Here is a 13,512-nt window from a genome sequence, read left to right on the forward strand (position 1 = left end):
GAAAATGGGTGGGACCGTCAGACGCGACAAAAACTGACGGTCCCGTGCCGCTGCTTTGAAATTCTGGCCGGGAAGTGCGGCTTCGCCGGTCAGCGGAGCGACGCGGGGGACGGTAGCAAGGCGCGGCGAAACGGCAACGCGAAGTGGATCTTAACCTAACCAGTCAACCTTACTACCCGCGCAAAACGTTAATCCAAGTGCTAATCTTTGCCCTTCTTGGCCTTTTTCTCGTCCTTGCCGTTGTCTTTCCGCCGGTTGGTGAAGCGCGCATTGCCGAGGCCGGTGCCGATGGTCAGCACGCCCCAGTGCTCGACGTCCTGCATGAAGGGCACTTCCGAAAGGCCCTGCACCACGCCGTCATTGTGCATCAGCACGGCGGTGTCGTGATCGCCGATCTGCGGGATCGCTTCCACCAGGCTGGCCGGCAGGTTGAACTTGCTGCTCTCCCAATTGCCCGGCAGGTTCTGCGCTCCCTTCTCGATCGAGCCGTCCGCGTCGATCACACCGGGACAGGCGATGCCGATGAAAGGCGCAAGCTTCAAGCCGTCGGTCTCGGCCGCCGTGATCAGGTCCTTCAGCATCTTGACCAGCCGCTTCACCGCGCCTTCGCGCGTCGGCTCGTCGTCGGCGTGCCGCCACAACTCGGACTTCCACACCCCGGCCTTGGAAAGATCGGGCGCCTTCTTCCAGCGCGTATCCACGACGCCGCAACGGATGTTGGTGCCGCCGATATCGACCGCGAGAATGCTGTCATGGCCCTCGAAAATCCACGACGGCGCCAGATGCAGCGTGCCAAGCAGGCCGGCGTCATCGGGATGAAAGCGGATCGGCACCAGATCGACGTCGAAGTCTTCGGCCTTGAGGATGATGTCGGTGCGGGCGATGGCGAGCTCGCCGACCCGGCTCTGCCGAAAGCCGCCGCCGACCACGATGCGCTCGGTATCGGCCCATGCCTTGGTCTTCAGGAACCGCCCCGTCACATAGGCCAATTCCTGGGCGAATTCTTCGATCGCACCGTGCACCAGGGCTGCGGCGCCGACGTCGTCTCCAATCAGAGCCAGATCGAGGTCGCCCTTGGGGATCTCGCCCGCAGATTTCTTCCCTAAGGGATCGTCGCCGTTTTTTTGCAGCGGCTTGCGCAAGCCGTCCAGTATCTTGCGGAAAGCCCCCTTGCTGGCGCGGTCGCCGAGAAAGCCTTCGTCGTCCTTCAGTTCGACGTTGAAGCTGTCGACCTCGACCGACGGCAGACGGGTGGCCCCGTGGCGGGCGATGCCCGTGGTTGTTATGATGTCTTCCGCCATTGCCCTCGCCCTGCCGAATCTTGCCGGCGACAACGGACGGGGAACCCTTTGGTTTCAAAGAGAGCGCGAATGGAAGGTGGCAAATGACCTCCCCTATTCGCTATTCGCCACTCGCATGCGCCAGTTTCGGCCCAAATCCTTCATTTTTGGCGGGTTTTCAGGGCGTTTCGCCTTGACTCCCGGCATTCTCAGGCTATAAGTCCCCGCATCCGGCGCGGGATTTCTCGCGCCGCTTGTTTTTGCGCGAAATCTCAAGGGGTTTGCTCCCCGGCCGCGCGAAAATCGTACCCATAACGACTGACCAAAAAGCCGACCCGGACAACCCTTTCGGGAATATGTCCGAGGCCGGGATCGAACACGAAGGAAAAAAAGATGTTCGCAGTCATCAAAACCGGCGGCCGGCAGTACCGCGTCGTTCCGGATGATGTGCTCGAGATAGGCAAGATCGCCGGCGACGTCGGCACGATCGTGCAGCTTGGTGAAGTTCTGGTGGTCGGCGGTGACACGCCGGTGCTGGGCACGCCGACGGTGGCAGGCGCTTCCGTCGCAGCCGAAGTGCTGGACCACAAGCGCGGCCCCAAGGTGATCGCGTTCAAGAAGCGTCGCCGCAAGAATTCGCGCCGCAAGCGCGGCTATCGCGACGAGATCACGGTGCTTCGCATCACCGAGATCCTGACCGATAGCAAGAAGCCTTCGATCGGCCCGCGGCCGAAGAAGGAAAAGGTCGCAGCTCCTGCCGCCGAGGGCGACGAAGCGCCGGCCAAGAAGAAGGCGCCCGCGAAAAAGGTTGCGGCGAAGCCTGCGGCAAAGAAGGCCCCGGCCAAGAAGGCCGCCGCGAAGGGCAAGAGCGAGAAGTAAGGCGCCTCTACGAAAAGTTGAGGCGTGAGAAAAAGTGAAATGATTCCGTCAAGGAATTGATCTAGAAATATTCGAGAAGTCGGAGACGAGCCATGGCTCACAAGAAAGCAGGCGGTTCATCGCGAAACGGTCGCGATTCAGCGGGCAAGCGCCTTGGCATCAAGGCGTACGGCGGCGAACGCGTGATTCCCGGCAACATCATCGCGCGTCAACGCGGCACCACCTGGCATCCCGGCCTTAATGTCGGCATGGGCACCGACCATACTCTCTTTGCCAAGGTCGAAGGTCATGTCGAGTTCCGTGCAAAAGCCAATGGTCGCACTTTCGTATCGGTAATTCCGATGACGGAGGCGGCCGAATAGACGGTGGACAAAATTCGAGTCCGCCGGGTCCTGTTGAACCGGCGGAGTCGAAAAGGGCTCCAGGGGAGGCGGGATACCGGCCTCCCCTTTTTAATTTGCGCATTTTCGCAATCAGGAGCCCGACATGTTGCAGGACATCCCGATCCAAGCCTCGCCCTTGCGTCAGGCGAGTAGCTGCGTCCTCGAGACCGAACGGCTGACGTTGCGTCGGCCGACGCTCGCGGACGTAAAAGCGATTGCGCATCTCGCCAATGATCGCCGCATTGCGGAAAATACCCGCCGCCTGCCGCATCCCTACCTGCAGGACCATGCGGTCGAGTTCGTGCGCGCCAAGGCCGCCGACAACAGCGAGACGGTGTTTCTGATCGAACAGAACTATTCGCCGATCGGCATGGTCGGCATCGACGGCAGCGAGCCGGACGCACCGGAGCTCGGCTACTGGCTCGGCGTCGCGCATTGGGGCCAGGGTTTCGGCACCGAAGCCGCGCGCGCGGTGATCGATTTCTTCTTCGAAGAATTCGATGCCGAGCACCTGATTTCCGGCGCCCGCGTCGCCAACCCGGCGTCGCGCAACATCCTGGAGAAATGCGGCTTCCAGTGGAGCGGCGTCGAACTGCACCGCTTCGAGGCGCTGGGATCCTCAACCCCGGTCGACCGCTTTCGCCTGACGCGCAGCGTGTGGACGTCGCTGAAGAACTGGGGAAGCTCGACGCGGAGATAGCGCTGAACTCTCCCCGTCATTGCGAGCCAACGGGTCGCGCGAATGCGCGCCCGATGACAGGCTCCGCGAAGCAATCCATCGGGCCGCAAGGAAAGAATGGATTGCTTCGTCGCTTTGCTCCTTTGCAATGACGGCGAGAGCGCGACTCATGCCGGCGGATTCACCACTGCTTCCTCGCGACCCAACTTCTGCTCGCGCAGGAAAATATAGAAGCCGGCGCCGATAATGATCGCCGCGCCGATCAGCGTCGAGATCGACGGCACGTCACCCCACACCACGAAGCCGAAAATCACGGCCCATACGATCATCGAATATTGATACGGCACCACGACGCTGGCCGGCGCCAGCTTCAGCGAACGGTTGATGCACAAGAGCGCAAAGACGGAAATCACGCCCGCCGCGGCAAACAGGCCGAGACTGCCAAGCGTCGGCGTCACCCAGCCGATCGGCGACATCAGCGCGCCGAGCAGAAAGGTGCCGCCGAACTGCGACGTCGTCAGCACGATATCCGGCGTGTCCCGCAGCGAGCGCGTGATCAGCATCAGGAACGCAAACGACAGGCTGCCGCCGAGCGCGATCATTGCGGGCCAGCTTACCGTCTGCGTCGACGGACGCAGCGCAATCAGCACGCCGCAGAACCCGATCAGGATCGCAGTCCAGCGCCGCCAGCCGACGCGCTCGCCGAGCACGATGCCTGACAACGCCGTGACGAAGATCGGCGAAGCCAGATAGTAGGTGATGACGTCGGCGAGCGGCAGATAGACGGTGGCGAGAAAGAAAGCCGCGACCTCGAGCGTCGAAAGCGTCACGCGCAGCAATTGAAGCCACGGCCGTTCGAGGCGCTTGAACTCGGCGCGCTGACTCCAGATCACCGGCAACAGCACGAGCAGCGCCGCGCAGGCGCGTAGCCACAACAACTGGCCGACCGAATAGGTCGCGACCATGAATTTTCCGAGCGCGTCGCCGAACGAGAACATGAAGATCGACAGCAGCATCAAGCCGATGCCGGCCAGCCGCGCCGAACGCTCGTCGTAGGTGGAAATTTTGGCGAACAGGCTCATGACGTTTCCTGTTTATTGCTCTTCGTCATGGCCAGCACCCCGGCCATCCACGTCCTTTGTGCAGCACGTTGTAAAGGCGTGGATGCGCGGGGCAAGCCCGGGTATGACGAATTGAGGCGTATTGATTGCCGCAGTTCCATCTCTGCGATACCGGTACGCCCTCTGAGAAGCGCCACAGGAAATCGACATGACCGACTTCGACCCCGCCCAACACCGCATGGTGAGCGAACAGCGCTGGTTCGAGGATTTTGTGCTCGGCGAACGCTTCGTGATTCCGAGCCGGACCCAGACGTCGGCGGTGTTCGCCGCATTCCAGACCGCGAGCGGCGACACCCATCCGATCCATTACGACGTCGAATATTGCCGCGCCCGCGGCATGCCGGACCTGCTCGCGCATGGCTTCCAGACCCTGGTCCACACCGCGCCGGGTGCAGGCCTGTTTCCCTACATCGTCGAGGAATCGCTGGTCGGCTTCCTCGAACAGTCGAGCAAGTTCTTGAAGCCGGTCTATGCCGGCGACACCATCTACCCCGCGCTCGAAGTGACCGAACTTGTCCCCGGCCGCAGCACAGGCGTGGTGACGCTGCGCTCGACCGTGTTCAACCAGCGCAAGGAATTGGTGCTGGAGGGAATGCAGAAATTCCTGATCCGGCGCCGGCCGCCCTCATAAGAAGCCTGGCCTCCCGTTCGGAACCGCGAAAAAGGCCCGAAAATTAAGGCTTTTCGCCAATGTTGCGGGCCTTGAGGGTTGCCGCACGGGGCCCCCTGTCCTAACTAGTACAAATCATGAAATTCCTTGACGAGGCAAAGGTCTATATCCGCTCCGGCGACGGCGGCAACGGCTGCGTGGCGTTCCGCCGCGAGAAGTTCATCGAGTTCGGTGGACCCTCCGGCGGCAATGGCGGCCGCGGCGGCGACGTCATCGTCGAGGTGGTCGACGGCCTGAACACGCTGATCGACTACCGCTATCAACAGCACTTCAAGGCACAGAAGGGCACCAATGGCATGGGCAAGGACCGCCATGGCGCCAACGGCAAATCGATCGTTCTCAAGGTGCCGGTCGGCACGCAGATTTTTGATGAGGATCGCGAAACGCTGATCCACGACTTCACCGAGCTTGGCGAAAAGTTCGTGCTGGCGCAGGGCGGCAATGGCGGCTTCGGCAACGCGCATTTCAAATCCTCGACCAACCGCGCGCCGCGCAATGCCAATCCTGGCCAGGAAGGCGAGGAGCGCTGGATCTGGCTGCGGCTGAAGCTCATTGCGGATGCCGGCCTCGTCGGCCTGCCCAATGCAGGCAAATCGACCTTCCTCTCCGTCGTCAGCGCGGCGAAACCGAAGATCGCCGACTATCCCTTCACCACGCTGCATCCGCAGCTCGGCGTCGTGAATGCGCAGGGCCGCGAATTCGTGCTCGCCGACATTCCCGGACTGATCGAGGGCGCGCATGAAGGCGCCGGCCTCGGCGACCGCTTTCTCGGTCATGTCGAGCGTTGCCGCGTGCTGCTGCATCTGATTGATGCAACCTGCGAGCATGCCGGCAAGGCCTACAAGACGGTGCGAACCGAGCTCGAGGCGTATGAGGGTCATCTCGCCGAGAAGATCGAGATCGTCGCGCTGAACAAGATCGACGCGGTCGCGCCGGATGAATTGAAGAAGCAGAAGGAACGGCTGAAGCGCGCCGCGAAAAAGACGCCACTGCTGCTCTCGGCTGCGACCGGCGAAGGCGTGCCCGAAGCGCTCAAGGCGCTGGTCGAGGTGATCGGCGAGGCCCCGGTGTCGCTCAAGGCCAAGGGCGGCCAGGACCCGTGGACGCCGGCGACGCCGCCGCAGGGCTGATACAAACTTAAGCGCTCCCGCGGCCGCGCCACTTCCAAATCGCGGAGCTGGCGCGTATTGCTTCCCGACAATCCTTTCATTCGACCACATCCATGAAACGCCCCGCGCTCAAAAACTTCCGCCGCATCGTCGTCAAGGTCGGCTCCTCGCTGCTGGTCGATTCTGATGCCGGCGAGGTCCGCGCCAAATGGCTATCGGCGCTGGTCGCCGATATCGCCAAGTTGCACGGTGAAGGCCGCGACGTTCTCGTGGTCTCGTCGGGCTCGATCGCGCTCGGGCGCAGCCGCCTGAAGCTACCGCGCGGGCCGTTGAAGCTCGAAGAGAGTCAGGGCGCCGCCGCCGTGGGACAGATTGCGCTGGCGCGGATCTGGTCGGAGGTGCTTGGCGCGCACGGTATTGGCTCCGGGCAGATCCTGGTGACGCTGCAGGATACCGAGGAGCGCCGTCGCTACCTCAACGCCCGCTCGACCATTGCCAAACTCTTGGAATGGCGCGCAGTGCCCGTGATCAACGAAAACGACACGGTCGCCACCAACGAGATTCGCTATGGCGACAATGATCGTCTCGCCGCACGCGTCGCCACCATGGCGAGCGCCGATCTGCTGATCCTGCTGTCCGACATCGACGGTCTTTATGATGCGCCGCCCGGCGCCAATCCGAACGCAAAACTGATTCCGATCGTCGAATCCGTCACCTCGGAGATCGAGGGCATGGCGGGCGCGGCCGAATCCGAATTGTCGCGCGGCGGCATGTTCACCAAGATCGAAGCGGCGAAGATCGCGACCACCTCGGGCACGCATATGCTGATCGCCTCGGGCAAGATCGAGCATCCGCTGCAGGCTGTTGCGGACGGCGGACGCTGCACCTGGTTCCTGACGCCGGCCAATCCTGTCACCGCGCGAAAACGCTGGATCGCGGGCTCGCTGGAGCCGAAGGGTACGCTGACCATCGATGCCGGCGCGGTCGCGGCGCTGCGTGCAGGCAAGAGCCTGCTGCCGGCCGGGGTGATCAGGATCGACGGCCAGTTCGCCCGCGGCGACGCCGTGGTGGTGCGCGGACCCGATACCCACGAAATCGGCCGCGGTCTCGTCGCCTACGACGCCGAGGATGCCGAAAAGATCAAGGGCCGCTCCTCGCCGGACGTGATGGCGATCCTAGGCATCTCAGGCCGGGCGGAGATGATCCATCGGGATGATCTCGTGGTGGGGCCAGCCGGGACCGTTCCGGTCAAATAGACATTCAACTAGGCCTTTGGCCGAGCTAGCGTTTTCCGATTTCGCCAACCAGCCATGCCGGTTCCGGACCTCGCAAAAGCGCGATTTCCGTGCTAGGGCATGGCCTTAACTCCAGACTCGAGACCTCCGATGACCGCCTCCCTGAAGGCAATCGACGGCAACGCCGATCTGCCCGCTTTGATGACCGAGCTCGCTTCGCAAGCGCGCGCTGCCGCGCGGGTGCTGGCGCTGGCGCCGCCGGCGCAGAAGGACCGGGCGCTGGAGGCGATCGAACGGGCGATCCGCGCCAATGCGGCAAAGATCCTCGCGGCCAATGCCGAAGACGTGGTGGAAGTGAAGGCCGGCGGCGCGACCTCGGCTTTCATCGACCGGCTGACGCTGACGCCGGCGCGGATCGATTCCATGGCTGACGGTGTCGCCACGGTGCGCGCCATTCCCGACCCCGTCGGCACCGTGACCGAGAGCTGGCAGCGGCCGAACGGCATGACCATCGAGCGCGTGCGCGTGCCGCTCGGCGTGATTGGCGTAATCTTCGAAAGCCGTCCCAATGTCGCGGCGGATGCCGGCGTGCTGTGCCTGAAGTCCGGCAACGCCGTGATCCTGCGCGGCGGCTCCGACAGCTTTCGCTCGTGCCGCGCCATCCACGAATGCCTCACGCAGGGCCTGCGCGAGGCCGGCCTGCCGGAAGCCGCGATCACGCTGGTGCCGACCCGCGACCGCGCGGCCGTCGGTCTGATGTTGTCCGGACTGAACGGCGGCATCGACGTGATCGTGCCACGCGGCGGCAAGAGCCTGGTCGCGCGGGTCGAAGCGGAAGCGCGCGTACCGGTGTTTGCGCATCTCGAAGGCGTCAACCACGTCTATGTCGATGCCAGCGCCAAGCTCGACATGGCCAAGTCGATCGTGCTGAACGCCAAGATGCGCCGCACCGGCGTCTGCGGCGCGGCCGAGACGTTGCTGGTCGATCGCGCCGGCGCCGCAACTACGCTCAAACCGCTGGTCGAAATGTTGCTCGAATCCGGCTGCGAGGTGCGCGGGGACGACGCCGTGCAGAACATCGATGTGCGCGTGAAGCCGGCAACGGATGAGGATTGGGATACCGAGTATCTCGATGCCGTCATCGCCGCGCGCGTCGTCGACGGTGTCGATGGGGCGATCGCCCATGTCCAGAATCATGGCTCGCGCCACACCGACGCGATCGTCGCCGAAGATGCCAAGGCGGCCGAAAAATTCCTCAACGAGGTCGATTCGGCGATCGTGCTGCACAACGCCTCGACGCAGTTTGCCGATGGCGGCGAGTTCGGCTTCGGCGCGGAGATCGGGATCGCCACCGGCAAATTCCACGCCCGCGGCCCGGTCGGCGCCGAACAACTGACGACCTTCAAGTACCGCGTTCACGGCACCGGGCAGACGCGGCCGTGAACGCGAGCCCGCGCCCGCGGTGACCCGGCTGATGCAACTGCAATCCGCCGCGCAGGTTATCCCCTTTCACGCCAACGGCATGCGGATCGGCCTGCTCGGCGGCTCGTTCAATCCGCCGCACGCGGCGCATCGCGCGATCAGCCTGTTTGCGCTCAAGCGTCTGAAGCTCGATCGCGTCTGGTGGCTGCTGACGCCAGGCAATCCGCTCAAGGATAACGGCCAGCTGCATGGCTTTGCAGAACGCGCTGATGCCGCACTTGATATCGCCGACGATCCGCGCATCGACGTCAGCTGTCTCGAAGCTGTCATTGGCACCCGATACACTGTCGATACGATCATCCACTTGCGCCGCCGCGTTTCCGGCGTGCATTTCGTCTGGATCATGGGCGCCGACAATCTTGCGCAATTCCATCGTTGGCAGAACTGGCGGCGCATTGCCGCAGAGGTGCCGATTGCAGTGATCGACCGTCCGCCGGAAAGTTTCCGCGCGCTGGCCGCGCCGGCCGCACAGGCCCTGGCGCGCTATCGGTTGCCTGCCAATCAGGCGGCCCGGCTAGCAGATCAACGCGCTCCCGCCTGGGTTTTCCTCACCGGTCTGAAACTGAACATGTCGTCAACCGGCCTGCGGAACCCAGACGGTAGCTGGAAGGCAAAGAAGTGACAGTCTGGTCTGAACCGGCAGTTGGGGACACTGGAATATTGAAACCGTTAACCCCACATGCCTAATATGGTCCGCGACGCCGGGATTCGGCGTTTGCGATACAGTGAAAGGAATGGTCCCTGGCCACATCTGTATTGTCCAAGTCAAAGTCTGTTTTACCCAAGGTTCCCAGCAAGTCTGCCAAGACCCCGCGTAAAACATCGACACAAGCTGCGGCCTTGAAGGCGCAACCCGACGCCGACAAGACGCTGAATATGATCCTCTCCCGCCTCGACGATATGAAGGCGGAAGAAACGGTCACCATCGACCTTCGCGGCAAATCCGCCTTTTCCGACTACATGATCGTCACGTCAGGACGCGCCAACCGGCACGTCGGCGCGATCGCGGAAAACGTCACCAAAGCCCTGAAGGAAACCGGCATCAAGAACATCCATGTCGAGGGCTTGCCCAATTGCGACTGGGTGCTGATCGATTCCGGCGATGTGGTCGTGCACGTATTCAGACCCGAGGTGCGCGAATTCTACAACCTCGAAAGGTTGTGGGCGCAGAACCCGGCGGCGGCAGCGATCTGAACGCCCTGCCGATGCGAATCGGCTGAGGCGTATTTAGTCTGCTTGACGCGCGCGAGAAGCGCGCGTGGCGAAAAGTGCACGCCAGAAACAGCAATCATGCGCCTTGTCGTGGTCTCGATCGGCCGGCTGAAACAGGGGCCGGAACAGGAGCTGGCCGAACGCTATCGCGAGCGCTTCGAGGACATCGGCCGCAGGCTGGCCTTCCGCGGCCTTGCGATTCATGAAATTCCCGAAAGCCGCGCACGCGACACCGCGACCCGGATCGCGGAGGAAGCCGCGGCGATTTCGGCGGCGATACCGGAGAAATCGGTGCTGGTAGCGCTGGACGAGCACGGCAGGAGCATCGATAGCGCCACGTTTGCCCGGCAGCTCGGCCAGTGGCGGGACGAAGGCATCGCCAACACAATTTTCGCCATCGGAGGCGCGGACGGACTTTCGCCCGAATTGCAGCGCAAGGCTAAATTGCGCATTGCGTTCGGCTCGGCGACCTGGCCGCATCAAATGGTCCGCGTCATGCTTCTTGAACAGATTTACCGGGCCGCCACCATTCTGGCCGGCCACCCCTACCATCGCGCATAAGGCACGGTGACGTGAATACAGACAACGCAGCATAGGCCGCATGCATTCAACGCGGGACATTCATTCATACCTTGGCACCGCCAATCGCGGCGTGTCGCTGATGTCAGCCGTCTCGCTTCCCCTGATCTTGCTTTCAGCGAGCTTCGCTGCGGCATCGCTTTCGCCGGCGCTGGCGCAGCAACCCGCGGCACCTGCGCACCAAGCGACTGCCGTTTCCCCCGACGCCCTCAAGCAACGCGAGCAGGAGCTGGAGGCCACGCGCGAGCAGCAGCGGAAAGCAGCCGAGCTGCAACAGAAACTGAAAGCCGATATCGCGGCAATCGGACAGGACCGCTCCAAGCTCAACCAGCAAGTGATCGACATCGCCGCGCAGGTGCGCAACGTCGAGACCCGCATCGGCGAGACTGAGGGGCGGCTGCGGCCGCTCGACAGTCGCGAGATGCAGATCCGCGCTTCGCTCGATTCACGCCGCTCCGAAATCGTCGAGGTGCTGGCGGCGCTGCAGCGGGCCGGACGGCGCACCCCGCCCGCGTTGTTGGTGCGGCCCGAGGACGCGCTGCAGTCGCTGCGCACTGCCATGCTGCTTGGGTCCGTCGTCCCCGAGTTGCGCGGCCGCGCGGAAAAACTTACGGCCGACCTCACCGAACTGGTGAATCTGCGCAAGGACATCGCCAACCAGCGCGACGTACTGGCTCGGGACCGCGACAGGCTGAAGGACGATTCCATCAGGCTGGCGGCGCTGGTGGAAGAGCGGCAGCGCAAGCAGAGCGCGATCGAAAAGGACATGGAGGCCGAAGGTGCGCGCGCCATCAACCTGTCCAAGCAGGTCGACAGTTTGCAGGGCCTGATCACGAAAATGGAGCAGGACCTGAAGAGCGCCGCCAAGGCGGCCGCCACCGCCAGCCTGAAGGGCACCCCGCCCGCCCCCGGCGGCAAGCCTAATCTTGGGGCACTGAAGGATCCCGCCCGGCTCAGCCCCGCGATCGCATTTGCTTCCGCGAAGGGGCTATTCGCCTTTCCGGTCAATGGCCGCAAGATTCGCGATTTTGGCGGTTCCGACGGCGCGGGTGGCGTCGAAAAAGGCATTTCTTTGACAACCCGAGCCGGGGCTCAGGTCACAACACCGTGTGACGGCTGGGTTGTTTACGCCGGGCCCTTCCGGAGCTACGGACAACTCTTGATCCTCAATGCCGGGGGCGGGTATCATGTCCTGATCGCCGGGATGGAGCGCATTTCGGTAAACATCGGCCAGTTTGTACTTACGGGAGAGCCGGTCGCGACCATGGGGACGACGTCCCAGGTCGCATCCATTCTCGCGACGACCGCGAGCCAGCCGGTGCTCTATGTCGAGTTCCGTAAGGACGGCACTCCAATCGACTCAGGCCCATGGTGGGCCGCTAACGAAGGCGAAAAGGTTCGCGGATGATGCGCAAGACTTCTGTAATTCTTCTCAGCGCCGCCACCGGTGCGGCTTTGACGCTCTTCGTCACGCAGCCTCGTTCCGTGCTGATGGGATCGAGTGCGCGTGCCGCAACCTCGGACACCTATCGCCAGCTCAATCTGTTCGGCGACGTGTTCGAGCGCGTGCGCAGCGATTATGTCGAGAAGCCTGACGACGGCAAGCTGGTCGAGTCGGCGATCTCAGGCATGCTGGCCGGACTCGATCCGCATTCCAGCTACATGGACGCGAAGAGTTTCCGCGACATGCAGGTGCAGACGCGCGGTGAATTCGGCGGACTCGGCATCGAGGTCACGATGGAAGACGGTCTGATCAAGGTCGTCTCGCCGATCGACGACACGCCGGCATCGAAGGCCGGCATCATGGCCAACGACATCATCACCAATCTCGACGACGAAGCCGTACAGGGTCTCACCCTCAACCAGGCGGTCGAGAAGATGCGCGGACCGGTCAATACCAAGATCCGTCTCAAGATCATCCGCAAGGGCCAGGACAATCCGATCGAAGTGACACTGGTGCGCGACAACATCCGCGTCCGCTCGGTCCGTGCGCGCGTCGAGCAGGACGACATTGCCTATATCCGCGTCACTACTTTCAACGAACAGACCACCGAAGGCCTGAAGCGCGAGATCGGCAGCCTCACGAATCAGATCGGCGACAAGCTGAAGGGCTTCATCATCGATCTCAGAAACAATCCCGGCGGTCTGCTGGAGGAAGCGGTGACGGTTTCCGACACCTTCCTTGAGAAGGGCGAGATCGTTTCGACCCGCGGCCGCAATGCCGAAGAGACCCAGCGCCGCGCCGCCCATGCGGGTGACCTGACGAAGGGCAAGCCGATCATCGTGCTGGTCAATGGCGGCTCGGCCTCAGCCTCCGAAATCGTCGCCGGCGCGCTGCAGGACCACAAGCGTGCGACGCTGGTCGGCACCCGCTCGTTCGGCAAGGGCTCGGTGCAGACCATCATCCCGCTCGGCAGCGGCAACGGCGCGCTGCGCCTGACCACCGCGCGCTATTACACGCCGTCCGGCAAGTCGATCCAGGCCAAGGGTATCGTGCCCGACATCGAGGTGCTGCAGGATGTTCCGGATGAGCTGAAGTCGCGTACCGACACCAAGGGCGAGGCTTCGCTGCGCGGGCATCTGAAGAACGACGGCGACGAAAAGACCGGCTCGCAATCCTACGTGCCGCCGGACGCCAAGGACGACAAGGCGCTGAAGACCGCGGCCGACCTGCTGCACGGCATCAAGTCGACGGCGAGCGCGCCGGCGACCGGAGACAAGGCGGCAGTCGACAAACCCGCCACCAAGGCGGCGAACTGATCCGGCGACCGGGATTTTAGTCACAACAAAAGGGGCGGCTCTCGGCCGCCCCTTTTTCGTTGCCAGTTCGTCTCCGGGGGCGACGACCGGTGCTTTTGCGGGGCCGGTGCAGGCGCTCGAATC

The 13,512-nt window shown here is 63.2% G+C and carries 14 protein-coding genes; 12 read left to right on the forward strand and 2 right to left on the reverse strand.

Annotated features, from left to right (window positions below; translation table 11 throughout):
* Positions 1–200: 200 nt before the first annotated feature.
* Positions 201–1,301 carry an ROK family protein gene (locus AC0QUY_RS25350; protein ID WP_161850784.1) on the reverse strand — a complete coding sequence of 367 codons (1,101 nt, stop codon included), beginning with the start codon at positions 1,299–1,301 and terminating at the stop codon, positions 201–203.
* Between the two features lie 372 nt (positions 1,302–1,673).
* Here AC0QUY_RS25350 and rplU point away from each other — a divergent pair, with 372 nt between their 5' ends.
* The 3 genes from rplU to AC0QUY_RS25365 all read left to right on the forward strand — a co-directional run bounded on the left by rplU (position 1,674) and on the right by AC0QUY_RS25365 (position 3,242).
* Entirely contained in the window at positions 1,674–2,159 is a 486-nt protein-coding gene (gene rplU / locus AC0QUY_RS25355) for a 50S ribosomal protein L21 (protein ID WP_161850785.1), read from the forward strand.
* A gap of 92 nt (positions 2,160–2,251) precedes the next feature.
* Complete coding sequence (rpmA, locus tag AC0QUY_RS25360; RefSeq protein WP_161850786.1) at positions 2,252–2,521, forward strand: 50S ribosomal protein L27; 270 nt, start codon at positions 2,252–2,254, stop codon at positions 2,519–2,521.
* A 124-nt stretch (positions 2,522–2,645) separates the two neighbouring features.
* A complete protein-coding gene (locus AC0QUY_RS25365; RefSeq protein ID WP_161850787.1) occupies positions 2,646–3,242 on the forward strand; it encodes a GNAT family N-acetyltransferase in 597 nt (198 codons plus the stop codon).
* Positions 3,243–3,388: 146 nt separating this feature from the next.
* Here the strand turns inward: AC0QUY_RS25365 and AC0QUY_RS25370 are convergent, their stop codons facing one another.
* Positions 3,389–4,303, reverse strand: coding sequence for a DMT family transporter (locus AC0QUY_RS25370; RefSeq protein ID WP_161850788.1), 915 nt, complete (start codon positions 4,301–4,303; stop codon positions 3,389–3,391).
* Between the two features lie 187 nt (positions 4,304–4,490).
* On the opposite strand from AC0QUY_RS25370, the gene AC0QUY_RS25375 reads away from it, so the two are divergent.
* The 9 genes from AC0QUY_RS25375 to AC0QUY_RS25415 all read left to right on the forward strand — a co-directional run bounded on the left by AC0QUY_RS25375 (position 4,491) and on the right by AC0QUY_RS25415 (position 13,389).
* Positions 4,491–4,973 (forward strand): MaoC family dehydratase, encoded by a 483-nt coding sequence (locus tag AC0QUY_RS25375; RefSeq protein ID WP_161850789.1) that lies wholly within the window; start codon positions 4,491–4,493, stop codon positions 4,971–4,973.
* Between the two features lie 116 nt (positions 4,974–5,089).
* On the forward strand, positions 5,090–6,142 hold the full coding sequence (gene obgE, locus AC0QUY_RS25380) for a GTPase ObgE (RefSeq protein WP_475388939.1): 1,053 nt from the start codon (positions 5,090–5,092) through the stop codon (positions 6,140–6,142).
* A 92-nt stretch (positions 6,143–6,234) separates the two neighbouring features.
* Positions 6,235–7,377 (forward strand): glutamate 5-kinase, encoded by a 1,143-nt coding sequence (proB, locus tag AC0QUY_RS25385; RefSeq protein ID WP_475388941.1) that lies wholly within the window; start codon positions 6,235–6,237, stop codon positions 7,375–7,377.
* Between the two features lie 129 nt (positions 7,378–7,506).
* Positions 7,507–8,799, forward strand: coding sequence for a glutamate-5-semialdehyde dehydrogenase (locus AC0QUY_RS25390; RefSeq protein WP_475388943.1), 1,293 nt, complete (start codon positions 7,507–7,509; stop codon positions 8,797–8,799).
* A gap of 31 nt (positions 8,800–8,830) precedes the next feature.
* Positions 8,831–9,460 (forward strand): nicotinate-nucleotide adenylyltransferase, encoded by a 630-nt coding sequence (locus AC0QUY_RS25395; RefSeq protein ID WP_475388944.1) that lies wholly within the window; start codon positions 8,831–8,833, stop codon positions 9,458–9,460.
* Positions 9,461–9,678: 218 nt separating this feature from the next.
* Positions 9,679–10,032, forward strand: a complete 354-nt coding sequence (gene rsfS / locus AC0QUY_RS25400; protein ID WP_161850794.1) for a ribosome silencing factor — start codon at positions 9,679–9,681, stop codon at positions 10,030–10,032.
* Between the two features lie 96 nt (positions 10,033–10,128).
* Positions 10,129–10,611 carry a 23S rRNA (pseudouridine(1915)-N(3))-methyltransferase RlmH gene (rlmH, locus tag AC0QUY_RS25405; protein ID WP_475388946.1) on the forward strand — a complete coding sequence of 161 codons (483 nt, stop codon included), beginning with the start codon at positions 10,129–10,131 and terminating at the stop codon, positions 10,609–10,611.
* A gap of 100 nt (positions 10,612–10,711) precedes the next feature.
* Positions 10,712–12,037 carry a murein hydrolase activator EnvC family protein gene (locus tag AC0QUY_RS25410; protein WP_475389035.1) on the forward strand — a complete coding sequence of 442 codons (1,326 nt, stop codon included), beginning with the start codon at positions 10,712–10,714 and terminating at the stop codon, positions 12,035–12,037.
* Complete coding sequence (locus AC0QUY_RS25415) at positions 12,034–13,389, forward strand: S41 family peptidase (protein ID WP_161850797.1); 1,356 nt, start codon at positions 12,034–12,036, stop codon at positions 13,387–13,389. The genes AC0QUY_RS25410 and AC0QUY_RS25415 overlap by 4 nt, the downstream gene beginning before the upstream one ends.
* The last annotated feature ends 123 nt before the right edge of the window (positions 13,390–13,512 follow it).

It is taken from the genome of Bradyrhizobium sp. WYCCWR15520 (assembly GCF_056174665.1).

What these genes read in the sequence shown, in the direction of transcription:
- AC0QUY_RS25350 (WP_161850784.1), bottom strand. Translation starts at nt 1,301, where the DNA reads ATGGCGGAAGACATCATAACAACCACGGGCATCGCCCGCCACGGGGCC.
- rplU (WP_161850785.1), top strand. Translation starts at nt 1,674, where the DNA reads ATGTTCGCAGTCATCAAAACCGGCGGCCGGCAGTACCGCGTCGTTCCG.
- rpmA (WP_161850786.1), top strand. Translation starts at nt 2,252, where the DNA reads ATGGCTCACAAGAAAGCAGGCGGTTCATCGCGAAACGGTCGCGATTCA.
- AC0QUY_RS25365 (WP_161850787.1), top strand. Translation starts at nt 2,646, where the DNA reads ATGTTGCAGGACATCCCGATCCAAGCCTCGCCCTTGCGTCAGGCGAGT.
- AC0QUY_RS25370 (WP_161850788.1), bottom strand. Translation starts at nt 4,303, where the DNA reads ATGAGCCTGTTCGCCAAAATTTCCACCTACGACGAGCGTTCGGCGCGG.
- AC0QUY_RS25375 (WP_161850789.1), top strand. Translation starts at nt 4,491, where the DNA reads ATGACCGACTTCGACCCCGCCCAACACCGCATGGTGAGCGAACAGCGC.
- obgE (WP_475388939.1), top strand. Translation starts at nt 5,090, where the DNA reads ATGAAATTCCTTGACGAGGCAAAGGTCTATATCCGCTCCGGCGACGGC.
- proB (WP_475388941.1), top strand. Translation starts at nt 6,235, where the DNA reads ATGAAACGCCCCGCGCTCAAAAACTTCCGCCGCATCGTCGTCAAGGTC.
- AC0QUY_RS25390 (WP_475388943.1), top strand. Translation starts at nt 7,507, where the DNA reads ATGACCGCCTCCCTGAAGGCAATCGACGGCAACGCCGATCTGCCCGCT.
- AC0QUY_RS25395 (WP_475388944.1), top strand. Translation starts at nt 8,831, where the DNA reads ATGCAACTGCAATCCGCCGCGCAGGTTATCCCCTTTCACGCCAACGGC.
- rlmH (WP_475388946.1), top strand. Translation starts at nt 10,129, where the DNA reads ATGCGCCTTGTCGTGGTCTCGATCGGCCGGCTGAAACAGGGGCCGGAA.
- AC0QUY_RS25410 (WP_475389035.1), top strand. Translation starts at nt 10,712, where the DNA reads ATGTCAGCCGTCTCGCTTCCCCTGATCTTGCTTTCAGCGAGCTTCGCT.
- AC0QUY_RS25415 (WP_161850797.1), top strand. Translation starts at nt 12,034, where the DNA reads ATGATGCGCAAGACTTCTGTAATTCTTCTCAGCGCCGCCACCGGTGCG.